The organism is Arthrobacter sp. ZBG10 (assembly GCF_001238605.1).
In the GTDB taxonomy this organism is placed as follows: domain Bacteria; phylum Actinomycetota; class Actinomycetes; order Actinomycetales; family Micrococcaceae; genus Arthrobacter.
Genome location: NZ_LFQH01000049.1, coordinates 1 through 23,151 on the forward strand (window position 1 = coordinate 1; position 23,151 = coordinate 23,151).

The following is a 23,151-nucleotide window of genomic DNA, read 5'->3' on the forward strand; positions in this document are numbered from 1 at the left end:
GACCGTGGGTTTGGCGGTGGCGGGGACCGTGAGCGTAAGCCTTATGGTGACAGGTCTGCTGCTGGTGGTGGCGCGGGCCGTGGTTTCGGTGGTGGCGACCGTGATCGCAAGCCGTTCGGCGACCGTCCTTCGGTCGACCGCGAAAACCGTGGTTTCGGTGGTGGCGACCGTGACCGTAAGCCCTACGGCGACCGTCCCTCGGGCGACCGCGACAACCGTGGTTTCGGTGACCGCCCCCGACGTGAAGGCGACGGCGAACGCCGCAGCTTCGGTGGCGGCGACAACCGCAGGCCATACGGCGACCGCCAGGAACGCGCCCCCCGCAGCTTTGACCGCGGTGGCGATTCCGGCCCGCGCAACTTCGGCCGCGACCGCGAAGAAGACCGGCCCGTTCGTGTTCCGAACGCACGCGACCTCCGCAGCGCCAACCGTCCCGACCGCGAACGTTCACCGCAGATCGACGAAGACGTAACCGGCAAGGAACTCGACCGCGCCACCCAGCACCAAATCAAGACCCTGGAACCCAAAAGTGCCGAATGGGTGGCCCGCCACCTGGTGATGGCCGGCCGGCTGATTGACGACGAACCCGAGCTGTCCTTCCAGCATGCCCTGGCAGCGAGCCGCCGCGGCGGCCGCCTGGCAGCAGTCCGCGAAGCCGTGGGCCTCACCGCCTACGCCGCCGGCCATTACGGCGAAGCCCTCCGCGAGTTCCGAACGTACCGGCGCATCAGCGGTTCCAACGTGCACCTGCCCGTTATGGCCGACTGTGAACGTGGCCTGGGCCGTCCGGACCGGGCACTCGACGTGGTCCGTTCCGAAGAAGCACAGGACCTGGATGCGCCCGGCAAGGTGGAGCTGGCCATCGTGGCCTCCGGCGCACGCACCGACCTGAAGCAACTCGACGCCGCCGTTTCCGAGCTGGAAATCGTCCAGCTCGATATCAACCGTGCCTTCTCTTACAGCCCGCGCCTCTTCCGCGCCTACGCCGACGCCTTGGCAGCCGTGGGCCGGACAGATGAGGCCGCAAAGTGGAACAAGCAGGCCGTGGTCGCGGAAAACGCGCTGGGCCAGGGTGTTGACGAAGAACCCGACATCATCGACCTTGGCTGGGACGAGGAAGAGGAAGCCCGCGAGGAAGCCGAACGCCGCCGCCTGCTGGAACGTACCTCCGCGGAAGCCCCGCAGGCAGGCTCGGCACCTTCGGCTGGCGCCGTATCGGCAGAGGCCCTGTCCGGAGCTGGGGTGTCCGGCTCCACCGAAGCGGCCCACGAGGACGCGCAGGACGCCGCGATTGAGGACCAAGAGGCCGACTATTTCGCCTCCGACGACGCCGAATCGGATCTGGACTCCGTTGAGCAGGACGAGCTTGAGCAGGACGATCAGGAGCAGGGCGTCGAGGACCCGGACGACGCCGACAGCGGCGACCAGCCTGCAGACGCCGGTTCGCTGGCGGACCAGGACCGCCGGGAAGACTGACGCGGATGGCTGACGTAACCCTGATTTCCCGGTTTGATGCGCTCCTGGCGGACCTGGACGGCGTTGTCTACGCCGGCCCGGCCGCCATCCCCGGCGCCATCGAGTCGCTGCAACAGCTTGCGGGTGTGGGGGTGGGACTGGGTTATGTGACCAACAACGCATCCCGGTCCCCGGCGCAGGTGGCAGCCCACCTGCGCGATCTCGGTGCACCCGCCGCTGATGAGCAGGTGGTCAGCTCGTCCCAGGCGGCAGCGGACCTCTTGGCGTCGCTGCTGCCCGCCGGCGCCAAGGTCCTGGTGACCGGCAGCGCCGCGCTGGCCCACGAACTGGAACTCGTGAACCTGGTTCCCGTCTCCTCGCAGGACGAGGATCCGGTGGCGGTGGTGCAGGGCTTCGACCCCGGGCTCGGCTGGAAGGACCTTGCGGAGGCTACCTACGTTGTCAACGCCGGTGCGCTGTGGGTGGCCACCAACACTGACATGTCCATCCCGCAGGCCCGAGGCATCGCCCCGGGCAACGGCACCCTGGTGGCAGCTGTCGCGGCGGCCACCGGCCAGAAACCGCGGGTTGCCGGCAAACCCGAAGCGCCGCTCTTCCACTCCGCCGCCAAACGGCTGGGCGCCGAGCGTCCCCTGGTGGTGGGCGACCGGCTCGACACCGACATCCTGGGCGGCAACAACGCCGGTTTCGCCACCGTGGCGGTCCTCACCGGCGTGGATACCCGCGAAACCATCCTCGCCGCCAGGGCCGTGGAGCGCCCCACCTACATCATCGGCAGCCTGCCGGAATTGTTCCAGCCCTACCCGGACGTGACGCACGACGACGGCACCTACACCTGCGGCGCAGCCTCGGCCCGGGTGGCCAACGGCGCAGTCGGGGTCATCGGCAGCCCCGACAGCCTGGACGCCTGGCGCGCTGCGTGCGCCGCCTGGTGGGCTGCAACGCCCGACGCGGCCTCGGCCCAGGCGCCGCAGCTGGCCTGGCTCAATCACTAGACTGGTGGAATGACTGAGCTGAACGCATCCGAGCATTCCGATCCAGTCCAGCCGTCACCGGACTGGCCGGAGGCGGCGGGCCCCGCAATCTCCGATCCGCGGGTGGCTGCGGTGCTGGCCAGGCTGGCAGAGCTCCCCGGGCAGCCCGTTGATACGCACGAAGAGGCGTACGCCGGGCTGCACGACGGGCTTCTGGCCGCGCTTAATGAAGAGCCGGCCGGCGCCGGATCCGCGGACGGCAACGCCTGATGCCGGTCCGTCTTGACCAGGCCCTCGTTGCCCGGGGCCTGGCACGGTCCCGCACGCACGCCGCAGCCCTGATCGCCGAAGGTAAAGTCAGCTCCGCCGGCCAGGTCCTCGCCAAGGCGTCCCTCCAGGTGGACGATGAGCGCGAACTCGCCGTCGAACACGACGCCCAGGACACCTATGCCAGCCGGGCCGGGCACAAGCTCGCCGGCGCGCTGGACGCCTTCCCGGACATTGCCGTGGCGGGCAAAAGGTGCCTCGACGCCGGAGCCTCCACGGGCGGCTTCACTGATGTCCTGCTGCGGCGCGGCGCCGCGCACGTGGTGGCTGTCGACGTCGGACACGGCCAGCTGGTGCCCCGGATCCGGAACGATCCGCGCGTGGAAGTCCATGAAGGCCTCAACGTCAGGTACATGGCAGCGGACGCGATCGGCGGCGCCGTGGCCCTGACAGTGGCGGACCTGTCCTTCATCTCCCTGACCCTGGTGGCGCTGCCGCTGGCGCTGGCCACGGAACCGGGCGGGGACCTGGTGCTGATGGTTAAGCCGCAGTTCGAGATCGGCAAGGACCGCCTGGGCCGCAACGGGGTGGTGACCTCCGAGCGGGAACGCCGGATGGCGGTGGAAAAGGTTGCCAACGCAGCGCTCGACGCCGGCACCGACCTTCGGGGCCTGGCAGCCAGTCCGTTGCCCGGCCAGGACGGAAACGTCGAATACTTCCTGTGGATAAAACGCAGGATGACCCAAGACCTGCCTAAGATCGAAGAGCGGGAGGCAGCCATCGCTGCCTTGCTCGGACGTATCTGGCCGAACCACTAGAGAGCGGAACCTGATGAGCAGGCGTGTCCTTGTCCTTGCCCACACCGGCCGCGAGGAATCACTGAAGGCTGCCTGGGAGGCCTGTGCCCTCCTGCACGCCTCCGGGATGGTTCCGGTGATGCAGGACTCCGAACTGGCTGACATGGAGCGGTTCTTCGGCCACCTGGCCCAGCCTGTGGAGGTGCTGCACAACCAAGTGCAACTCCCGGACGTTGAACTGGTGATGGTCCTGGGTGGGGACGGCACCATCCTCCGCGCTGCTGAACTGGTCCGCGAAGTTGATGTCCCCCTGCTCGGTGTCAACCTGGGGCACGTCGGATTCCTCGCCGAGAGTGAGCGGGCGGACCTCGCCCAGACCGTGCAGTGGATTGCCAGCCGTGAATACACGGTGGAAGAGCGGATGACCATCGACGTGCAGGTGTGGGTCAAGGGCCAGAAGATCTGGCACACCTGGGCCCTGAACGAGGCCGCCATCGAAAAAGCGAACCGGGAACGGATGCTCGAAGTGGTCACAGAAGTGGACGAACGTCCGCTCACGTCCTTTGGTTGCGACGGCATCGTTGTGGCCACCCCCACGGGATCCACCGCCTATGCCTTCTCCGCCGGCGGACCCGTGGTGTGGCCGGAGGTGGAGGCCCTGGTTATTGTCCCCATCAGCGCCCACGCCCTGTTTGCCAAACCCCTGGTGGTCTCGCCGCGGTCCCGGCTCGCCGTGGAAATCCTCAGCCGGACGGACGCCCAGGGCGTGCTGTGGTGCGACGGCCGGCGGTCCGTGGACCTGCCTCCCGGAGCACGCGTGGAAGTCACCAAATCCACCACCCCCGTGCGGCTGGCCCGCACCCACCAGACCCCGTTCTCCGCCCGGCTGGTCCGCAAGTTCGAACTGCCCATCCACGGCTGGCGCGGCCCCGTGCCCAAGGCCGAGTCGGTCCACACCGGCCCCATCCCGATCGTCCGGACGCCGAGGGTCATGCCCCCGCTGCCCGTGCCGCCGGACCACGAGGCCGCCCCCACCGATCCACCGACTGCAAAGTGACACCATGCTTGAAGAACTGAGAATCCGCGATCTGGGCGTCATCACCGACGCAACGCTGCCGCTGGGGCCGGGACTGAGCGTTGTCACCGGCGAAACCGGTGCCGGCAAAACCATGGTGGTGACCGCCGTCGGGCTCCTGCTGGGCGCCCGCGCCGACGCCGGCGCAGTCCGCAGCGGTGCCAAAAGTGCCACCGCCGAAGCCGTCCTGAAGCTCGACGCCGGCCACCCCGCCGTCGTCCGCGCCGTGGAAGCCGGTGCGGACGTTGAGGAGTTCGACGGCGGCGCTGAACTGATCCTGGCCCGCAGGCTGGGCTCGGACGGCCGCAGCCGTGCGTTCCTGGGCGGCCGGGCGGCCCCGGTGGGTGTCCTCGCCGAGATCGGCGAAACGCTGGTGGTGGTCCACGGCCAATCGGACCAGATCAGGCTCAAGGGCGCCACCGCGCAGCGCGGGGCGCTGGACAAGTTCGCCGGGGACACCCTTGCCGGGCCGCTGGCCGCCTACCAGGACCTCTTCGCGCACTGGAAGTCCAGCCAGGCGGAACTGGACGCCCTGCGCAATGCCGCCCGCGACCGGCTCCGCGAGGCGGAGTCCCTGCAGGTGGCCCTGGCCGAGATCGACGAAGTTGATCCGCAGCCGGGGGAGGACGAGTCGCTTAAGGCCGAGGCTGTAAAGCTTGCCAACGTGGAGGAACTCCGGATTGCCGCGAGCACCGCCCACCAGGCGCTTATCGCCGAAGATTTCGGCGACGCCGGTGACGCCACTACCCTGGTGGACGCTGCCAAACGGACCCTGGAACATGTGGCGGAGCACGACGCCGAGCTCGGCCAGGCCGCGGCCCGGCTGGCCGAGGTGGGTTTCCTGCTCAACGACATCGCCACCGACCTGGCCAGTTACCAGGCCGGTCTGGACACTGAAGGCCCGGAGCGGCTCGCCGAAATTGAGGAACGGCGGGCGGCGCTGGCGAAACTCGTCCGCAAATACGCGCCCACCATCGACGAGGTGCTCGGGTGGGCCGACCGCTCACGGGTGCGCTTCGACGAACTCCAGGACGACTCCACCCGCATCGAAACACTCGAGGCCGATGTTGCCCGCGCCGAGGCGGAACTGAAGAAACTGGCAACAGGCATCACTAAGATCCGCACCAAGGCGGCCAAGGACCTATCGTCCCGGGTCAGCGCGGAGCTCAAGGCCCTGGCCATGGCTGATGCCACCCTGGTGATCACGCTGGAGCCAGCCGCCGTGCACGGCCCCCATGGCGCGGACGAGATCGCCTTCCTGCTGCAGCCGCATTCCGGCGCCCCCGCCAGGCCCTTGGGCAAGGGTGCGTCCGGCGGTGAACTGTCCCGTGTGATGCTCGCCATCGAAGTGGTGCTCGCCGCAGTGGACCCCGTCCCCACGTTTGTGTTTGATGAGGTTGATGCCGGCGTCGGCGGCCGGGCGGCTGTGGAGATCGGCCGCCGGCTGGCCATGCTGGCCCGGCACGTCCAGGTCCTGGTGGTCACCCACCTGCCGCAGGTGGCAGCTTTCGCCGACCAGCACATCACGGTCACCAAAACCTCCGTCAGGGGAGCCGACGGCGGCACGGCCACCGGCTTCACGTCCAGTGATGTGCGACTCCTCGACGGCCCCGAACGGGTCCGCGAACTTGCCCGCATGCTGGCCGGGCAAGAGGATTCCGAGTCCGCCCGCGCCCATGCCCAGGAACTGCTGGATGACGCAAAACTCCTGCCGCAGCGGGCCTGATGGCTGCAGTCCGGAAATATTTTGAGAGGTCCACCCCTTGAACATCCGCCACGGTGGGACGCACACTTGAACGTTTGGGACAGCCGGTACCCGACCCGTGGAAGGCTCAATTGATGATAGGCTCGAATTCCGTGGTGCAGCGATCAAATTCCCGTGTAAATTCCCGGTTCCCGGGTTCATCCAAGACGACCAAACACATCTTCGTAACCGGTGGTGTGGCGTCCTCGCTCGGTAAGGGACTCACGGCTTCCAGCCTTGGTCACCTCCTGCGGGCCCGCGGCCTGTCTGTAACTATGCAGAAGCTCGATCCCTATCTGAATGTGGATCCGGGCACCATGAATCCCTTCCAGCACGGCGAAGTCTTCGTGACCGACGACGGCGCCGAGACGGACCTTGATATCGGGCACTACGAGCGTTTCCTCGACGAGAACCTCGAAGGCTCCGCGAACGTGACCACCGGCCAGGTGTACTCCACGGTGATCGCCAAGGAGCGCCGCGGCGAATACCTCGGCGACACCGTCCAGGTCATCCCGCACATCACCGATGAGATCAAGCGCCGGATGCGCCTGCCCGCAGAAGGCAAAAACGCCCCGGACGTCATCATCACCGAAATCGGCGGCACGGTGGGGGACATCGAATCCCAGCCGTTCCTCGAATCCGCACGCCAGGTCCGCCAGGACATCGGCCGCGGCAACGTCTTTTTCCTGCACGTGTCCCTGGTCCCGTACATCGGCCCCTCCCAGGAACTGAAGACCAAGCCAACACAGCACTCCGTGGCCGCCCTGCGCTCCATCGGCATCCAGCCCGAAGCGATCGTCATCCGCTCGGACCGCGAAGTTCCGGACGCCATGCGCGAGAAGATCGGCCGCATGTGCGATGTGGACATCGACGCCGTGGTCAACGCCGCCGATGCGCCCAGCATCTACGACATCCCCAAGACCCTGCACACCCAGGGCCTGGACTCCTACATCGTGCGTGCCCTGGACCTCCCGTTCAAGGACGTCGACTGGACCAGCTGGGACAAGCTCCTCGAAGCAGTCCACAACCCCAAGCACCACGTCGAAATTGCCCTGGTGGGCAAGTACATCGACCTCCCGGACGCCTACCTGTCCGTGACCGAGGCACTGCGGGCCGGCGGCTTCGCCAACGACACCAAGGTCCAGATCCGCTGGGTTCCCTCCGACGAATGCGAAACGCACGAAGGTGCCGTCGCAGCACTCAAGGGTGTTGACGCCATCTGCGTTCCCGGCGGCTTCGGCATCCGCGGGCTGGAAGGCAAGCTGGGCGCCCTGAAGTTCGCCCGCGAAACCCGGCTGCCCGTCCTGGGCCTGTGCCTGGGCCTGCAGTGCATGGTCATCGAGTATGCCCGGAACGTGGTGGGCCTGGAAGGCGCGTCCTCGTCCGAGTTCGAGCCGGACTCCAAGTACCCGGTCATTGCCACCATGGCAGAGCAGCTGGAATTCGTTGAAGGCGGCGGCGACCTCGGCGGCACCATGCGCCTGGGCCTCTACGAAGCCAAGCTCGACGCCGGTTCGGTCATCGCCGAAACCTACGGCAAGACCACCGTCAGCGAACGGCACCGCCACCGCTACGAGGTCAACAACAAGTACCGCGACCAAATCGCCGCCGAAGGACTGGTCTTCTCCGGCACGTCCCCGGACGGCAAGCTGGTGGAGTACGTGGAGCTGCCCGCGGATGTCCACCCCTACTACGTGGCCACGCAGGCGCACCCCGAGCTGAGCTCGCGCCCCACCCGGCCACACCCGCTGTTCGCCGGCTTGGTCAAGGCCGCCCTGGCCCACCAGAACGGCACCGACACGGTAACCGCCGGCGCCTCGAAGGCCAAGCAGTCCGGTACGGTAGCCGCTAAGTAGTCCACAACGGAAAAGAGACGGCGCGATGCCCGGTACACCTGAAACCACCCCTGCCAGCAGGCAGGTTTCGGATGCACCGAGCCCGCGCCGTCTTTTGTCCACGGAGCAGGTCTACAAAGGCCGGATCTGGGACGTGGTCAGTGACACGTTCACGCTCCAGGACGCCGGAGCGCCCCTGACCCGCGACTACATCGACCACCCCGGCGCCGTGGCCGTCCTGCCCATGAACGCGGACGGCCAGATCCTCCTGCTCCGGCAATACCGGCACCCCGTGGGCATGGACCTTTGGGAAATCCCGGCCGGCCTCCTCGACATTGAGGGCGAGGACTTCGTGGTGGGCGCTGCCCGGGAACTGGCCGAAGAGGCCGACATTGCCGCCGGTACCTGGAACGTCCTGACCGACTTCTTCAACTCCCCGGGCTCCTCCAGCGAAGCCATCAGGATCTACCTTGCCCGGGACCTGACGGAGATCCCGCACCACGAACGGCATGAGCGCACGGACGAGGAAGCGGAAATCGAATTCCACTGGATCAGCCTTGATGAGGCCGTGGCGTCCGTCCTGGCCGGCCGGCTGCACAACCCGTCCGCCGTCGTCGGCATCCTGGCCGCCGCCGCTGCCCGGGCCAACGGATACGCTGACCTGCGGCCGGCGGACGCTCCCTGGCCGGCGCACCCCAGCCAGCGCTGATGGTCCCCGGCCCCTCGGCAGAGGCGATCCCGGCGGAAGCACCGGCACCGCAGGCACCGGCACCCCCTGCGCCGCCGCCGTCGGCCGTTGACCGGGGGATCACTGACTACCTCCAGCACATGGGCGTCGAACGCGGCCTGGCCGCCAATACCCTCGCCGCATACCGCCGCGACCTGTCCCGGTATGCCCGGTACCTGATGGCCGCTGGCCGCAACCAGCCGGCGGACATCACCCGGCACGATGTCACAGGATTCGTCCGTGCCCTCTCGGAAGGATCCGACGGCGGCTCAGTGCTGGGGGTGCGCTCCGCCGCCCGGACAGTCGTGGCCGTCCGCGGGCTGCACAAGTTCTGGGCCCTGGAGGGCTACACCACCGCCGACCCCGCCAGCGAAGTCCACCCGCCCATGCCGGGCAAGCGCCTGCCCAAAGCCATCAGTGTTGACGAGGTGACCCGGATCCTCGAGGCTGCCGGAACCGACACGGCGGCGGGGCTCCGGGACCGGGCGCTGCTGGAATTCCTGTACTCCACCGGTGCCCGGATCAGCGAGGCCGTGGGCCTGGACGTTGATGACATTTCCCTGGCTGGCCCGGACGAAGGCCCGGCGGTGGTTCGGCTGTTCGGCAAAGGATCCAAGGAACGGCTCGTGCCGCTGGGATCCTATGGCGCCCGTGCCGTTGACGCGTACCTGGTGCGTGGCCGCCCGCTGCTGGCCGCCAAGGGCAAAGGCACACCCGCGCTTTTCCTGAACGCCCGGGGCGGCCGGATCAGCCGGCAGAGCGCCTGGACCATCCTGAAGGCCGCCGCCGAAAAAGCCAACATCACCCGTGACGTCTCGCCGCACACGCTCCGGCACTCGTTCGCCACCCACCTGCTCGAGGGCGGCGCAGATGTCCGTGTAGTCCAGGAACTGCTGGGGCACGCCTCGGTGACCACCACCCAGGTGTACACCCTGGTCACGGCGGACACCCTGCGGGAAATCTACGCTGCAGCGCACCCCCGGGCCCTGGGCTAGGTCCCCGGCGCCGGCCTAAAGCACCGCTTCGATGGTCAACTCCACGGCGCCCAGCAGGAACGCGAGCACGGAGGATCCCATGGCAGCCACCAGCATCAGGCCCGGATGCGCCAGCCCGATCACCACGCGGCGCAGCCGCGGCCGGCCCCGCAGGAACGACTTTGGCACCCTCGACAGGACGGGGAACTGCCGCCAGCCGCGAAGCCGGCGCAGGAACCAGGCGCAGCGCGCCACAAAGGCCAGCCACAGGAGCGAGACCACCAAAGGGACCATGGCGGCCATCAGGTTCAGCCCCAGCGCCGTCACCTCCCGTTCTGAATCTCCCGCCAGCGCCTGGATAGTGGTGGAGATCGAAGCGCTGAGCACCACCGAGACCGCCCAGACCATAAACGCCGCCACCAGTGCCAGGAACCTCACAAAAAAGAGCCCCAGCACCGACTCCCGGACCGGTTTCACTTCGGTCCGCGGCGTGACATGCAGGACCGTCAGCGTGCACACCAGCGTGGGCAGGGCAGCCATGCCCACCAGCAGGTACCAGGTCCAGCCGGCCAGGTCCACAAATTCGTCGACGGCGATCAGCGCAGTCCAGAACCCGGCCCAGGCCCAGCCCCAGTGCAGCGGGTTGCGGACCAGCCAGGCGGGCAACCGCGCGTCGATCGTTGAGCTGCGGGCAGGCCGGAGCGCGTGGGCTGATTCTGGAGTCACAGGTAGAGCTTCCCACATGCCGGTGCCGCCGGCGCCGTGTGTCCGGGCGGCGCAACTAGGCTTGGCGCATGACTGCAGCACAGGTGACCCTCTGTTTCCTCCTCCGCGACGCAGCCGGCGGCCAGGAGGTCCTCCTGGGGCTCAAGCGCACCGGCTTCGGCCGCGGCAAGGTGGTGGGCGTAGGCGGCCATGTCGAACCGGGGGAGACCGTGCGGGCCGCAATCTGCCGCGAGGTACGCGAAGAGGTGGACGTTGTGGTTGCCGCCGCGGACCTGGTGCCGGCCGGAACCGTCGACTTTGTTTTCCCTTACCGGCCGGAATGGGACATGTTCACCACCGTGTTCCTGGCCCACCGCTGGGAAGGCGAGCCGTCCGAAAGTGATGAGATCACGCCACAGTGGTATCCAGTGGTGGAACTGCCCGTCCGGCAAATGTGGGCGGATGCCGAACACTGGCTCCCGGCCATGATCTCCGGGCGGCGCACCGACGTCAGGGTGGAACTGGCCGCCGACAACGACAGCGTCGCTGCCGTCAGCTACGCGGACTGGCCCGCAGGCCCGGCCAGGCCGTGACCCTGGAACACGTGCACGACGGCGGCACCCGCCGGGTGCCTCAGTGGCCGCCCCACCGGTATTCGTTCTCCGGCCGTCCCGGCGTACCGTAACGCGCCGTCCGGGAGACCGTTCCGGCGTCGGCCAGGTACTCGAGGTAGCGCCGGGCCGTCACCCGGGACATGCCCAGGGCGTCCATAACTTCCGTCGCCGAGACCGCGTACTGCTGCTCCTGCAGGAACTCCTGGACTGAGCCCAGGGTGGAGCTGGACAGGCCCTTGGGCAGCGGCAGTTCCGACGGGGCCCGGAGGCTGGCGAATGCCTGGTCAACCTCGCTTTGGGACGCCCCGGCCCGGCCTGCGCCGGCGCCCGCCCCGGCCAGCTGCCGGCGGAACTGCCGGTAGCTCTCGAGTTTGTCCGCGAACGTGGCAAAAGTGAACGGCTTGATCAGGTACTGGACCACGCCGATGGCCACGGCGCTGCGCACGATCGCCAGCTCCCGGACGGCGGTGATCGCGATGATGTCCGCCAGGATCCCGGCGGACCTCATCCGCCGGGCGATGTCCAGGCCGTGCAGGTCCGGCAGGTTCATGTCCAGGAGCACCAGCTCCACCGGATCGCCCGCCGCTGAAAACTCGGTGAGGAGGCGCAGCGCCGACTGGCCGTCCGGTGCGGTGCCGGCGAGCACAAACCCTTCCAGCCTGCCCACGTAGGCCGCATGCGCAGCGGCGGAGATGGCCTCGTCCTCAACAACGAGGACGCGGATCTCTCTCACGGTCAGTGCTCCTTTTCGGCGGGTTCGGCCGGTTCGGCGGGCAGGGTTGCCGGCAGGAAAACCTCGAACTTGGCACCGCGCCGGCCGTTGATGGCCAGCGTACCGCCCAGCCGCTGCACTGCCTGCCGCACCAGCGCCAGGCCGATGCCCCGGCTGCCCTGCCCTGACTGCTTGGTGCTGTAGCCGTGCCGGAAGATGTTCTCCGCGGCGGCCGCGCTGATGCCGGCGCCGGAATCGTGGACCGTCACGTCCAGGCCTTCCTCATCCGACTCCACCGTCAGCTGCACCCGGCGCGGCGGGGGGCCGTCTGCGGCTGCATCGATCGCGTTGTCCAGCAGGTTGCCCATGATGGTCACCAGGTCCTGGACTGCGACGCCGGCCACTGTGCCGGAGCCAAGGGCTGCCACGTCCAACTGGACGCCACGCTCGTGGGCTTCGGCCACTTTGCCCATCACCAGGGCCCCCAGGACCGGCTCGTCCACCGAACTGACCATGTCATCGGTCAGCCGCTGGCTCAGGGCCAGGTCCTGGGTGGCGAAGTCCAGCGCCTCCTGGGTCCGGCCCAGCTCCAGGAGCGAGACCATGGTGTGCAGCCGGTTGGCATGTTCGTGCGTCTGGGCCCGCAGCGCCCCGGAGAGGGTGCGCATGGTTTCCAGCTCGTTGCCCAGCGCCTCGATCTCGGTCCTGTCCCGCAGCGTGGCCACGGTGCCGTAAACATCAGCCCTGCCCCGGGAGCCAGCCCCTGCCGGCCCCTTCGCCGGCGCCTGGTTCACCACCAGGATGCGCGAACCGGCCAGGATGATCTCGTCCTTGACGGTCCGTCCCGACTCGAACAGCCGCCGTAGGCCATCGTCCAGCGGCAGGTCCGCCAGCTGCGGTGGCCTGGTGGGGTCCAGGCTGCTGGCCGCAAGGCCCAGGAGCTCGGCGGCCTGGTCGTTGTACATCACCACGCTGCCGCGGGTGTCGATGAGGATGAGTCCTTCCCGGACCGAGTGCAGCACGGATTCGTAGTAGGCGAAGAGCTGCGAGAGCTGCTCCGGCCCCCAGCCGCGGGTGACCCGGCGGAGGTAGCGGCCCAGCAGCCACGATGCCAGGGAACCGCCCAGCAGCAGGGCCAGGCCGATGGCGAGCAGGGCAGGCAGCCGGGCGGCAAACGCCACGTCCACGGTGCGGACCGTGACGCCCGCGGCCACCAGGGCGCGGACGGTTCCGCCGGCGTCCTTCACCGGCACGATGGTCCGCACGGACGGGCCCAGGGTTCCCGCGGTGACCTCGGTGAACTCCTGCCCCTGCAGGGCGGCGTCAATGGAACCGATGTACGGCCGGCCCAGCTCCTCGTCCCGGGGGTGGGTCCACCGGGTCCGGTCCGGGGCCATGATGGTGATGAAATCGACGTCGGCCCCTGCCATCACCTCCCGGGCGTAAGGCTGCAGCAGGGCTGAGGGGTCCGGCGTCGCCGCTGCCTCCAGCACCAGGGGACTGGCGGCGATGGCGGAGGCGATGCCGGCCATGCGCAGGCCTGCCTCGTCATACGTGCGGTCCCTCGCGTCCAGGTAGGTGGCCGTCCCCACCACAGCGATGAACGCCACCACAATCAGCAGGTTCGCCACAAACAGCCTGCGGGCGATACTCCAGCTGTGGATCATCAGTACCTCCCACGACCAATATGAACGCAACGGTGAGCTGCGTCACGGTGTGCCCAATGATGGATATCACACCGCAAGGACGCCTTGAGCCCAGAATCTGTGCCGCAGCGTCTTCAAGATTATCCATAAGGAGACACATCATGGCCTCTCAACGAGGAGAGTCGCTCGGCACCCCCAAGGCCAAGCGCAAGGGCATCGACAAGTCGCACTACCTTTACATCGCCGTCATCGCCGCCGTAATCCTCGGCGCCGTGGTGGGCCTGATGTTCCCCGAGGTGGGCAAGTCACTCAAGCCCCTCGGCGACGGCTTCATCAAGCTCATCAAGATGATGATCGGCCCGGTCATCTTCTGCACCATCGTCCTTGGCATCGGTTCCATCGCCAAAGCAGCCACGGTGGGCAAGGTGGGCGGCCTGGCCCTTGGCTACTTCGTCCTGATGTCCACGTTCGCCCTGGCCATCGGCCTGGTGGTGGGCAACCTGATCCACCCCGGTGAGGGCCTGAAGCTCACCCCCTACGACCCCACCAAGCCGGCCGCCACCGACCCCACCGTCGCGTTCCTGCTCGGCATCATCCCCGGCGACATTCCGGTGCTGCCCACCCTGCTGGCCGCCATCCTGGTGGGCTTCGCACTCCAGAAGATGGGCCCGCAGGGCGCCCCGATCCTCAAGGCCATCGGCCACGCCCAGACCCTGGTCTTCCGGATCCTCATCATGATCATGTGGCTCGCCCCGATCGGCGCCTTCGGTGCCATCGCCGCCGTCGTCGGTGCCACCGGCTTCCAGGCCATCGTGAGCATGTTCACCCTGATGCTCGCCTTCTACATCACCTGCGCCCTGTTCATCGTCATCATCCTCGGCGGGCTCCTCAAGGTGGTCACCGGCGTGAACATCTTCAAGCTGATGAAGTACCTGGGCCGCGAGTACCTCCTGATCTTCTCCACCTCGTCCTCCGAAGCAGCGCTGCCCCGCCTGATCGCCAAGATGGAACACCTGGGTGTCTCCAAGCCTGTTGTCGGCGTCACGGTCCCCACCGGCTACTCCTTCAACCTCGACGGCACCGCGATCTACCTGACCATGGCCTCCCTTTTCGTGGCCAACGCCATGGGCACGCCCCTTGACCTGGGCGCCCAGATCTCCCTCCTGGTCTTTATGATCATCGCCTCCAAGGGTGCAGCCGGCGTCACCGGCGCCGGCCTGGCCACCCTCGCCGCCGGGCTGCAGGCCCACAAGCCCGAACTGCTGGGCGGTGTCGGCATGATTGTTGGCATCGACCGCTTTATGTCCGAGGCCCGCGCCCTGACCAACTTCACCGGCAACGCGGTGGCCACCATCCTGGTGGGCACCTGGGTCAAGGAAATCGACGGCGACCAGGTGGGCCGCGTCCTCTCCGGCGAAGTGCCCTTCGACGAGCAGACCATGATCGCCGGGCACGGCGAAACGGTCCCTGCCGCCGACCCGGGCACCGAAACGAAGCAGGTCCCGGTCAACGCCTGACCAGCAACCCCCCAAGCACCCACCGCCTCCGCAGCCTGAGCTGCGGGGGCGGTGGTGTTTACCGGGAAAACCCCAACCTTCGACCTCAACCAGAAGGTCAAGGCTCAACATCCGGGAAAAGTCAAGTTGCCCGGAAAGCCCTGCCCGCGGCTGTAACCTTGGGAAGAAGAAGGAACGCCGCCGGCCCGTCCGGCGGCAGGACATCACCGTCAGTGAAAGTGTGGATAGATACGTGAGCAGCGAACAGGGTTCGGCAACTCTGGAGGGCACGGAATTCGACCTGGACAACACGGTCATGGGCCCCACCGGGCGTCCGTACCGTGAGTTCCCCGAGCCCGCGCCACTGTCCTCCCACGGTCCGGCGCGGGTCATCGCCATGGTCAACCAGAAAGGCGGAGTGGGTAAAACCACCTCCACCATCAACTTGGCTGCGGCCCTGGCCGAATACGGCCGCCGCGTCCTCCTGGTGGACTTCGACCCGCAGGGCGCCCTGTCGGCAGGATTCGGGATCAACCCGCACGAACTGGACCTCACCGTCTACAACGTCCTGATGGACCGCAAAGTGGACATCCGCGATGCCATCCACCAGACCGGTGTGGAAAACGTCGACCTGCTGCCGGCCAACATCGACCTGTCCGCCGCGGAAGTCCAGTTGGTCAACGAAGTTGCCCGCGAGCAGGTCCTTGACCGTGCCCTGAAGAAGGTCCAGGACGACTACGACGTTGTCCTGATCGACTGCCAGCCGTCCCTGGGCCTGCTGACCGTCAACGCCCTCACCGCCGCGCACGGCGTCATCATCCCGCTGATTTGTGAGTTCTTCGCCCTTCGCGCCGTGGCGCTGCTGGTGGAAACCATCGACAAAGTCCAGGACCGGCTCAACCCGCGCCTGCAGGTGGACGGCGTGCTGGCCACCATGTACGACGCCCGCACCCTGCACAGCCGCGAAGTCATCACCCGGCTGGTGGAAGCGTTCGGCGAGAAGGTCTTCGAAACCGTCATCAAGCGCTCCATCAAGTTCGCGGACGCCACGGTGGCAGCTGAGCCCATCACCAGCTACGCCGGCAACCACGTGGGGGCTGACGCCTACCGCCGGCTCGCGAAAGAGCTGATTTCCCGCGGCGGCGCACCCTAGCCACGCCGTGGCCGAAACCAAACCCGGCTTCGAAGTACGGCTTGCCAACTTCACGGGCCCCTTCGACCTGCTCCTGGCCCTGATCGCCAAACACCAACTGGACATCACCGAGGTTGCCATCGCCACGGTGACCGACGAATTCATCAAGTACATCCGCAACCTGCAGCAGCAGGGCGGCGAGTGGGCCCTGGACGAGGCCAGCGAGTTCCTGGTGATCGCCGCGACGCTGCTGGACCTCAAGGCGGCCCGGCTCCTGCCTGCGGGCGAGGTGGAAAACGAGGAAGACGTCGCGCTCCTCGAGGCCCGCGACCTGCTGTTCGCCCGGCTGCTGCAATACAAGGCGTTCAAGCAGGTCGCGTCGCTGCTGGGGGACACCCTGCATGAGGAGGGCCAGCGGTTCCCCCGGCAGGTGGCGCTGGAGGGGCACTTCGCGGCCATGCTGCCCGAACTGGTGTGGAAACACAGTCCCGAACAGTTCGCCGCCCTTGCCGCAGGCGCCCTTAACCCCAAAACGGCCCCGCCCCCGGAGGTGGGCCTGGCCCACCTGCACGGACACGGCAGCAACGTCAGCGTGAAGGAGGAGGCCGAGCGCCTGGGCCTGCGCCTGCGGCAGCAATCACCCCTGACCTTCCGGGAGTTGATCGCCGATGCGGATTCGTCCCTGGTGGTGGTGGCCCGCTTCCTGGCCCTGCTGGAACTGTTCCGGGACAAAGCGGTGTCCTTCGACCAACCGGTGGCGCTGGCCGAACTCGCCGTGCACTGGACCGCGGGCCACGGCGACTGGTCCGCTGAGAATCTGAGCGAAGAATACGAGGAACAACTGTGAACCACGAAGTACCGAACGCCGGAGCCGGTGCGCAGGTCCACGAACTTCCCGGCGGTGCGAAGTCCGCCCTCGAGGCCGTCCTGATGGTCCTGGACCAGCCCGCCACGGAGGAGGAGCTCGCCGCAGGGCTCGAGCTGGACGTCCCCGCCGTCCGCGGCCTGCTCGAAGAACTGCAGCGCGAGTATAACGGCTATACTGTTAAAGCCCCGGATATGGAAAAGGCCAGCAACGCTGGTTTCGGCTCCAGCCCCCGGGGTTTTGAATTGCGGAACATCGCCGGTGGCTGGCGGATCTACTCCCGCACGGACTTCGCCGGCATCGTGGGCAAGTACGTGCTGGATGGACAGACGGCCAGGCTCACGCAGGCGGCATTGGAAACCCTTGCGGTCATCGCGTACCGCCAGCCCGTTTCTCGGGCCAGGGTGTCTGCAATTCGCGGGGTCAACGTTGACTCTGTCGTACGGACACTCGCCCAGCGCGGGCTGATTGAGGACTCGGGAACAGATCCCGAGTCCGGCGCCATCCTCTACCGGACAACCTCGTATTTCCTGGAGCGGATGGGCATCGGTTCCGTCGCCGAGCTTCCGCAGCTGTCTCCCCACCTACCGGGGCTGGACGGCATCGCGGAGTTCTACGACGCCGAACGAATGTAGGCGGGGCACGTCCCCGCCTGCGCAAGATTACTCATCAGGGCAGACGAAGTCTGCACGGCTGGTTAGGGTTGTCCTTGGACACCTTTAAGAGCCAAAAACATTGAAGGACGGGTCATGACACAGGCGGGACGCCAGGGTTCACCACGTAACGGTTCGGGACGCAACACTTCCGGACGCAACACCCCCCAGGGGGGCGGCTTCAACGGCGGCTCCCGCGGCGGCGCGCCAAAGCGCGGCGCCGGATTCAACGGCGGCGGCGGGTTTGCCGGCGGCGACCGGCCGCACCGCGCCCCGAAACCGCGCGAGGAACGCTTCGTCGATCCGGACCTCGAGGCCACGGACAGCGGCCGCGGCCCGGACGCGAACCCGGCCAGGCCGGCGTCGCGCAAGCCTGCAGCACGCAAGCCCGGCGCCAAGAAACTGCCCGGCACCCCTGGCGCCCCGAAAGCCAAACCGCGCACCGGCAAGCCCGGCGCAGCCGCGTCACGGGCCTTCGGCAGCGAACGCTTCGGCCAGAACCTGGGCCCGGTCCGCCGGCCCGCCCGGAAGAAAGGCCCCCGCGGCGACGTGCCCCAGTCGGACCTGCACGACTCCGACGGCATCCGCCTGCAGAAAGTCATGGCCCAGGCCGGCGTGGCGTCACGCCGAGTCTGCGAAGAGATGATCGCCGAAGGCCGCGTGGAGGTTGATGGCCAGGTGGTCACCGAACTCGGCGTCCGGATCGACCCCAAGACCGCAGTCATCCACGTGGATGGCCTGCGGATCCAGCTGGACGAAACCCTCTCCTACCTGGTGTTCAACAAGCCCAAGGGCGTTGTGTCCACCATGGAGGATCCTGACGGCCGGCCCTGCATCAGCGACTTCATCCGCCACAACCACGGCGAACGCCTCTTCCATGTAGGCCGCCTCGACGTGGCCACCGAGGGCCTGCTGCTGCTGACCAACGATGGGGAACTCGCCAACCGGCTGACGCACCCCTCCTACGAAGTCCCCAAGACCTACCTGGTGCAGGTCCGCGGGCCGTTCCCCCAGGGCATCGGCGCTGAGCTGAAGGCCGGCGTTGAACTCGAGGACGGCATCGCGTCAGTGGACTCCTTCCGGCTGGTGGACTCCACCCCCGGCCACGTGCTCATCGAAGTGGTGCTCCACTCGGGCAGGAACCGGATTGTCCGGCGCCTGTTCGACGCCGTAGGCTTCCCCGTGCTGCGCCTGGTGCGCGTCAAGGTGGGCCCCATCGGCCTCGGCGACCAGCGCCAGGGCAGCATCCGGAACCTCGGCAAGCAGGAAGTCGGCCACCTGCTGGCATCCGTAGGACTCTGAGGCATGTCCGCTTTCCAAAGCCAGGGCCGCGGGCACCTGGACGGGCCCGTGGTGGTCCTTGGCACGGGACTGCTCGGTGCCAGCATCGGGCTGGGACTGCGGGGCCGCGGGGTTCCCGTGTTCCTCGCGGACCCTTCGCCCACCAACCAGGCCGTGGCCGTGGACATCGGTGCGGGCCGGCCGTTGCCTGAACTGGGCAACGGCAGCCCGCAGCTGGTGGTGGTGGCTGCACCGCCGGACGTCACTGCCGAGGTGGTGGCCGGCGCCCTCGCCGACTACCCGCAGGCAACGGTTGTTGACATCGCCAGCGTGAAGGCGGACATCCTGGCCCGGCTGCGCGCCACCGGCGCGGACCTGTCCCGGTACGTGGGGACCCATCCCATGGCCGGCCGGGAGAAGTCCGGCCCGGTGGCGGCGCGCGGTGAACTTTTCACCTCCATGCCGTGGGTGGTTTGCCCCACCCCGGAAACCTCCGGAACTGCACTGCAGGCGGCCAGGGCCCTTGGCGCCGACCTGGGTGCCGTGGTGTCCCAGTTCACGGCGGACGAGCACGACGCTGCCGTGGCGCTGGTTTCCCACCTGCCCCAGGTGATGTCATCACTGCTGGCCAGCCGGCTCCAGGGGACGCCGCTGCACGCGCTGTCCCTGGCCGGCAACGGGCTCCGCGACGTCACACGCATCGCCGCCAGCGACCCCACCCTGTGGGTTCAGATCCTTGGCGGCAACGCCGCCAAGGTGGTGGAGATCCTCTATGGCGTCCGTGACGACCTGAACCGGCTTATCGGCACCCTTGAGCAGCCCACCGCTCCCGGCGCACGGCTTGACCTTGCCCAGCTCATCAGCGAAGGCAACGCCGGGCAGGCCCGTATCCCGGGCAAGCACGGCGGACCCCCGCAGGCCTACTCCTGGCTCACGGTCCTGGTGGACGACAAACCGGGCCAGATCGCTCAGCTGCTGACCGAAATCGGTGAAATCGGGGTAAACCTTGAGGACCTGCGCCTGGACCACTCGTCCGGACAAAACGTCGGCATGGTGGAATTGTCTGTGTTGCCGAACAAGCACGACCACCTGATCGAAGCCCTTAACGACCGCGGATGGCGGGTACTTTCGTAATGACACAGGAACTTCTCGACACCATGCCCGCGCTCCGCGTGGGCCGGCCGCTGGTAGTTGCCATCGACGGGCCTTCTGGCTCCGGCAAATCCAGCGTCAGCAAGGAAGTGGCGCGCCGGCTCCGCCTTGCCTACCTTGACACCGGCGCGATGTACCGCGCCCTGACCTGGCACTGCGTTGACCAGGGCCTGGACCTGGAGGATGCGGCGGCCGTGGAGCAGGCCTCCCGGGACCTGGTGCTTGAGCTCAGCTCCAGCCCACAGGAGGACTTTGTCCGGGTGCGCGGAACGGACGTCACGGATGCCATCCGGGAGCCGGAAATCTCCGCTGCCGTCAGCGCCGTGGCCACCACTCTCGGCGCCCGGACCGAACTGATCCGCCGCCAGCGGGCGCTTATTGAAAAGCACCACCGCCGCATCGTCGTCGAGGGCAGGGACATCACCACCGTCGTCGCACCCGGCGCCGAAGTCCGGATGCTGCTCACCGCCAGCGAAGAGGCCCGCCTGCGCCGGCGCGGCATCCAGCTGGGCGGCACCCAAAGCGCGGAGCAGCTGGCAGCGCAGGTAACCCACCGCGACGCCAGGGATTCCACGGTGGTCAACTTCACCCAGGCAGCCGACGGCGTGGTGACCCTCGACTCGTCCGACCTGGACTTCGAGGAGACGGTGGATGCCGCCCTGGTGATCGTCACGAAAGTGCTGAACCGTGACTAAGGGCACAGCCGCTGTACCCGCCGGCTGGACCATGTCCTGGAGCCGGCCTGTGGGCTGGGTCCTGGACCACCTCATCTACCGGACCACCATCACCGGCAGGGACAACGTCCCCACCGGCGGCCCGGTGATCTTCGCCGGCAACCACATCAGCTTCCTGGACGGACCCGTGATGTTCGGGGCAGCACCGCGGCCCATGCACATCCTGGTCAAACAGGAAATGTTCAAGGGATTCCTGGGCCGGGTCCTCACCGCGTCCGGGCAGCTTCCCGTGGACCGGTCGGGGGACCGGGCTGCGCTGCAGCGGTGCACCAAACTGCTCGACGCCGGCCGGTGCGTTGGCATCCTGCCGGAAGGAACGCGGGGCAGCGGTGAAGCCGCGGGCATCAGCAGCGGCGTGGCCTGGCTGGCCCTGCAGACCGGCGCCCCGGTGGTGCCGGTCGCCATCCTGGGCACCAGGACCGGGGGCGAACACCTCGACTCAGTGCCCCGGCCGGGCCGGCGGTTGCACGTCAGCTTCGGCGGGGCCCTCACCTTGGGCCGCAGGGCCGGGGAAAGCGGGCGTGCTTCAATGGACAGGGCGGCGCAGGAGATCCGCGCAGCCCTGGCGGGGCACGTCCAGGACGCAGTCCGCCTCAGCGGACAGCGGTTGCCCGGCACCGGGGACCACACAGACTTGACAGCAGTAGCCGGGACGCCGGCAGATCAGACCTTAAGGACAATGCAATGAGCGATACGACTCAAACATCCGGCCACTCCGGCGCCGGCGAAGACGAATACACCCCCACCGGCTCCGACCAGGTGGCCGAGCGGATGGCAGCGATCGGCGACGACGAGGCGGAGCTCCGCGCTGCGTCCCTCCGGGCCGGCCTGGCTGACTACGACCTCGACGAGGACGACGCCGCCCTGCTCAGCGGGGACTACGACGACGCGGACTTTGACGGTCCCGTCCAGCTGGACCCGGTCCTGGCCATCATCGGCCGGCCCAACGTGGGCAAGTCCACGCTGGTCAACCGTATCCTGGGCCGCCGTGAAGCGGTGGTGGAAGACACCCCCGGTGTCACCCGCGACCGCGTGATGTACGCCGCCAACTGGAACGGCCAGAACTTCACCCTGGTGGACACCGGCGGCTGGGAGCACGACGCCCGCGGCATCCACGCCCGCGTTGCCGAGCAGGCCGAAATGGCCGTGGAGCTGGCCGATGCCGTGCTCTTTGTGGTGGACTCCGCCGTCGGCGCCACTGCCACGGACGAAGGCGTGATGAAAATGCTGCGCCGCAGCAAGAAGCCCGTCATCATGGTGGCGAACAAGGTGGACGACTTCGCCCAGGAAGCCGACTCGGCAGCACTCTGGGGCCTCGGCTTCGGCGAGCCGTACCCCGTCTCGGCTTTGCACGGCCGCGGCGTCGCGGACCTCCTCGACCACGTGATCGAGACCCTGCCCGAGTTCTCCACCATCGAGGGGGTGGAACGCTCCGGCGGTCCGCGCCGGATCGCCCTGATCGGCCGTCCCAACGTGGGCAAGTCCTCGCTGCTGAACAAGCTGGCCGGCTCCGAGCGCGTGGTGGTGGACAACACCGCCGGCACCACCCGGGACCCGGTTGACGAATTCATCGAACTCGGCGACCGGACCTGGCGGTTTGTTGACACCGCAGGCATCCGCCGCCGCCAGCACATGGCCCAGGGCGCGGATTACTACGCCTCGCTCCGGACCCAGGCTGCCCTCGAAAAAGCCGAGGTCGCCGTGGTGCTCCTGGCCGTGGACGAGGTCCTCAGCGAACAGGACGTCCGCATCCTGCAGCTCGCCATCGAATCCGGCCGGGCCATGGTCCTGGCCTTCAACAAATGGGACCTGCTTGACGACGAACGCCGCAGCTACCTGGAGAAGGAAATCGAACGGGACCTGGCCCACGTGGCCTGGGCTCCGCGCGTCAACATCTCCGCGCTGACCGGCTGGCACAAGGACCGCCTGGTGCCTGCCCTGGACCTGGCCCTGGAAAGCTGGGACAAGCGCATCGCCACAGGCCGCCTCAACGCCTTCCTCGGCGAACTCGTGGCGGCCCACCCGCACCCCGTCCGCGGCGGCAAGCAGCCCCGCATCCTCTTCGGCACCCAGGCCTCCAGCAGGCCGCCGAAGTTTGTGCTGTTCACCACCGGATTCCTGGATCCGGGCTACCGCCGGTTCATCACCCGCCGGCTCCGGGAAACGTTTGGTTTCGAAGGAACACCCATCGAGGTCAACATGCGTGTCCGGGAAAAACGCGGCAAGAAGCGTTAATTCCGACACACCTGGAAGGCAACAGCCGGAAAGTGTCACAGGCACCCTCCGGAATCG

The 23,151-nt window shown here is 67.8% G+C and carries 22 protein-coding genes; 19 read left to right on the plus strand and 3 right to left on the minus strand.

Annotated features, from left to right (window positions below):
• From ACU18_RS19935 to xerD, 9 genes are all read left to right on the plus strand, one after another.
• Positions 1-1,476, plus strand: a 1,476-nt coding sequence (locus tag ACU18_RS19935) for a hypothetical protein (protein ID WP_050686043.1), incomplete at its 5' end; no start/stop codon positions are given.
• Positions 1,477-1,481: 5 nt separating this feature from the next.
• Positions 1,482-2,471: an HAD-IIA family hydrolase gene (locus ACU18_RS12625; protein ID WP_050686045.1), complete on the plus strand. Its 990-nt coding sequence runs from the start codon at positions 1,482-1,484 to the stop codon at positions 2,469-2,471.
• Positions 2,472-2,480: 9 nt separating this feature from the next.
• The gene (locus ACU18_RS12630; protein ID WP_050686047.1) at positions 2,481-2,720 is read left to right on the plus strand and encodes a hypothetical protein; all 240 of its coding nucleotides are present in this window, start codon (positions 2,481-2,483) and stop codon (positions 2,718-2,720) included.
• Positions 2,720-3,535 (plus strand): TlyA family RNA methyltransferase, encoded by an 816-nt coding sequence (locus tag ACU18_RS12635; RefSeq protein ID WP_050686049.1) that lies wholly within the window; start codon positions 2,720-2,722, stop codon positions 3,533-3,535. The genes ACU18_RS12630 and ACU18_RS12635 overlap by 1 nt, the downstream gene beginning before the upstream one ends.
• A gap of 13 nt (positions 3,536-3,548) precedes the next feature.
• Complete coding sequence (locus ACU18_RS12640; RefSeq protein WP_050686050.1) at positions 3,549-4,571, plus strand: NAD kinase; 1,023 nt, start codon at positions 3,549-3,551, stop codon at positions 4,569-4,571.
• A 4-nt stretch (positions 4,572-4,575) separates the two neighbouring features.
• Complete coding sequence (gene recN, locus ACU18_RS12645) at positions 4,576-6,315, plus strand: DNA repair protein RecN (RefSeq protein WP_050686051.1); 1,740 nt, start codon at positions 4,576-4,578, stop codon at positions 6,313-6,315.
• 113 nt (positions 6,316-6,428) lie between these two features.
• Positions 6,429-8,189 (plus strand): CTP synthase, encoded by a 1,761-nt coding sequence (locus ACU18_RS12650; protein WP_050686053.1) that lies wholly within the window; start codon positions 6,429-6,431, stop codon positions 8,187-8,189.
• Between the two features lie 25 nt (positions 8,190-8,214).
• A complete protein-coding gene (locus ACU18_RS12655; RefSeq protein WP_050686055.1) occupies positions 8,215-8,877 on the plus strand; it encodes an NUDIX domain-containing protein in 663 nt (220 codons plus the stop codon).
• Positions 8,877-9,890, plus strand: coding sequence for a site-specific tyrosine recombinase XerD (gene xerD, locus ACU18_RS12660; protein ID WP_197273575.1), 1,014 nt, complete (start codon positions 8,877-8,879; stop codon positions 9,888-9,890). The genes ACU18_RS12655 and xerD overlap by 1 nt, the downstream gene beginning before the upstream one ends.
• Positions 9,891-9,905: 15 nt before the next feature.
• Here the strand turns inward: xerD and ACU18_RS12665 are convergent, their stop codons facing one another.
• Positions 9,906-10,595, minus strand: coding sequence for a hypothetical protein (locus tag ACU18_RS12665; RefSeq protein WP_231686072.1), 690 nt, complete (start codon positions 10,593-10,595; stop codon positions 9,906-9,908).
• Between the two features lie 68 nt (positions 10,596-10,663).
• Here ACU18_RS12665 and ACU18_RS12670 point away from each other — a divergent pair, with 68 nt between their 5' ends.
• Positions 10,664-11,167 (plus strand): NUDIX domain-containing protein, encoded by a 504-nt coding sequence (locus ACU18_RS12670; RefSeq protein ID WP_050686057.1) that lies wholly within the window; start codon positions 10,664-10,666, stop codon positions 11,165-11,167.
• 40 nt (positions 11,168-11,207) lie between these two features.
• Here ACU18_RS12670 and ACU18_RS12675 read toward each other — a convergent pair whose 3' ends face one another.
• Together ACU18_RS12675 and ACU18_RS12680 are read right to left on the minus strand one after the other, a co-directional pair.
• Complete coding sequence (locus tag ACU18_RS12675) at positions 11,208-11,921, minus strand: response regulator (protein ID WP_050686059.1); 714 nt, start codon at positions 11,919-11,921, stop codon at positions 11,208-11,210.
• A gap of 2 nt (positions 11,922-11,923) precedes the next feature.
• Complete coding sequence (locus ACU18_RS12680; protein ID WP_050686060.1) at positions 11,924-13,567, minus strand: sensor histidine kinase; 1,644 nt, start codon at positions 13,565-13,567, stop codon at positions 11,924-11,926.
• A gap of 140 nt (positions 13,568-13,707) precedes the next feature.
• Between ACU18_RS12680 and ACU18_RS12685 the strand changes: the two genes are divergently transcribed.
• From ACU18_RS12685 to der, 9 genes are all read left to right on the plus strand, one after another.
• Positions 13,708-15,063, plus strand: coding sequence for a cation:dicarboxylate symporter family transporter (locus tag ACU18_RS12685; RefSeq protein WP_050686061.1), 1,356 nt, complete (start codon positions 13,708-13,710; stop codon positions 15,061-15,063).
• A 232-nt stretch (positions 15,064-15,295) separates the two neighbouring features.
• Positions 15,296-16,195 carry a ParA family protein gene (locus ACU18_RS12690; protein ID WP_050686062.1) on the plus strand — a complete coding sequence of 300 codons (900 nt, stop codon included), beginning with the start codon at positions 15,296-15,298 and terminating at the stop codon, positions 16,193-16,195.
• Positions 16,196-16,202: 7 nt separating this feature from the next.
• Complete coding sequence (locus ACU18_RS12695; protein ID WP_050686063.1) at positions 16,203-17,021, plus strand: segregation and condensation protein A; 819 nt, start codon at positions 16,203-16,205, stop codon at positions 17,019-17,021.
• The gene (gene scpB / locus ACU18_RS12700) at positions 17,018-17,674 is read left to right on the plus strand and encodes an SMC-Scp complex subunit ScpB (protein ID WP_050686065.1); all 657 of its coding nucleotides are present in this window, start codon (positions 17,018-17,020) and stop codon (positions 17,672-17,674) included. Before ACU18_RS12695 ends, scpB begins: the two co-directional genes overlap by 4 nt.
• A gap of 114 nt (positions 17,675-17,788) precedes the next feature.
• Positions 17,789-18,994: a pseudouridine synthase gene (locus tag ACU18_RS12705; RefSeq protein WP_050686067.1), complete on the plus strand. Its 1,206-nt coding sequence runs from the start codon at positions 17,789-17,791 to the stop codon at positions 18,992-18,994.
• A 3-nt stretch (positions 18,995-18,997) separates the two neighbouring features.
• Entirely contained in the window at positions 18,998-20,107 is a 1,110-nt protein-coding gene (locus tag ACU18_RS12710; protein ID WP_050686069.1) for a prephenate dehydrogenase, read from the plus strand.
• Positions 20,107-20,820, plus strand: coding sequence for a (d)CMP kinase (gene cmk, locus ACU18_RS12715; protein WP_050686071.1), 714 nt, complete (start codon positions 20,107-20,109; stop codon positions 20,818-20,820). The genes ACU18_RS12710 and cmk overlap by 1 nt, the downstream gene beginning before the upstream one ends.
• A gap of 31 nt (positions 20,821-20,851) precedes the next feature.
• Positions 20,852-21,547 (plus strand): lysophospholipid acyltransferase family protein, encoded by a 696-nt coding sequence (locus ACU18_RS12720; RefSeq protein WP_050686073.1) that lies wholly within the window; start codon positions 20,852-20,854, stop codon positions 21,545-21,547.
• Entirely contained in the window at positions 21,544-23,094 is a 1,551-nt protein-coding gene (gene der / locus ACU18_RS12725) for a ribosome biogenesis GTPase Der (RefSeq protein WP_050686075.1), read from the plus strand. Before ACU18_RS12720 ends, der begins: the two co-directional genes overlap by 4 nt.
• The last annotated feature ends 57 nt before the right edge of the window (positions 23,095-23,151 follow it).

Excerpts from the sequence above, each read along its gene's own strand:
- ACU18_RS12625 (WP_050686045.1), top strand. The coding sequence starts at position 1,482 with ATGGCTGACGTAACCCTGATTTCCCGGTTTGATGCGCTCCTGGCGGAC.
- ACU18_RS12630 (WP_050686047.1), top strand. The coding sequence starts at position 2,481 with ATGACTGAGCTGAACGCATCCGAGCATTCCGATCCAGTCCAGCCGTCA.
- ACU18_RS12635 (WP_050686049.1), top strand. The coding sequence starts at position 2,720 with ATGCCGGTCCGTCTTGACCAGGCCCTCGTTGCCCGGGGCCTGGCACGG.
- ACU18_RS12640 (WP_050686050.1), top strand. The coding sequence starts at position 3,549 with ATGAGCAGGCGTGTCCTTGTCCTTGCCCACACCGGCCGCGAGGAATCA.
- recN (WP_050686051.1), top strand. The coding sequence starts at position 4,576 with ATGCTTGAAGAACTGAGAATCCGCGATCTGGGCGTCATCACCGACGCA.
- ACU18_RS12650 (WP_050686053.1), top strand. The coding sequence starts at position 6,429 with ATGATAGGCTCGAATTCCGTGGTGCAGCGATCAAATTCCCGTGTAAAT.
- ACU18_RS12655 (WP_050686055.1), top strand. The coding sequence starts at position 8,215 with ATGCCCGGTACACCTGAAACCACCCCTGCCAGCAGGCAGGTTTCGGAT.
- xerD (WP_197273575.1), top strand. The coding sequence starts at position 8,877 with ATGGTCCCCGGCCCCTCGGCAGAGGCGATCCCGGCGGAAGCACCGGCA.
- ACU18_RS12670 (WP_050686057.1), top strand. The coding sequence starts at position 10,664 with ATGACTGCAGCACAGGTGACCCTCTGTTTCCTCCTCCGCGACGCAGCC.
- ACU18_RS12680 (WP_050686060.1), bottom strand. The coding sequence starts at position 13,567 with ATGATCCACAGCTGGAGTATCGCCCGCAGGCTGTTTGTGGCGAACCTG.
- ACU18_RS12685 (WP_050686061.1), top strand. The coding sequence starts at position 13,708 with ATGGCCTCTCAACGAGGAGAGTCGCTCGGCACCCCCAAGGCCAAGCGC.
- ACU18_RS12705 (WP_050686067.1), top strand. The coding sequence starts at position 17,789 with ATGACACAGGCGGGACGCCAGGGTTCACCACGTAACGGTTCGGGACGC.
- ACU18_RS12710 (WP_050686069.1), top strand. The coding sequence starts at position 18,998 with ATGTCCGCTTTCCAAAGCCAGGGCCGCGGGCACCTGGACGGGCCCGTG.
- cmk (WP_050686071.1), top strand. The coding sequence starts at position 20,107 with ATGACACAGGAACTTCTCGACACCATGCCCGCGCTCCGCGTGGGCCGG.
- ACU18_RS12720 (WP_050686073.1), top strand. The coding sequence starts at position 20,852 with ATGTCCTGGAGCCGGCCTGTGGGCTGGGTCCTGGACCACCTCATCTAC.
- der (WP_050686075.1), top strand. The coding sequence starts at position 21,544 with ATGAGCGATACGACTCAAACATCCGGCCACTCCGGCGCCGGCGAAGAC.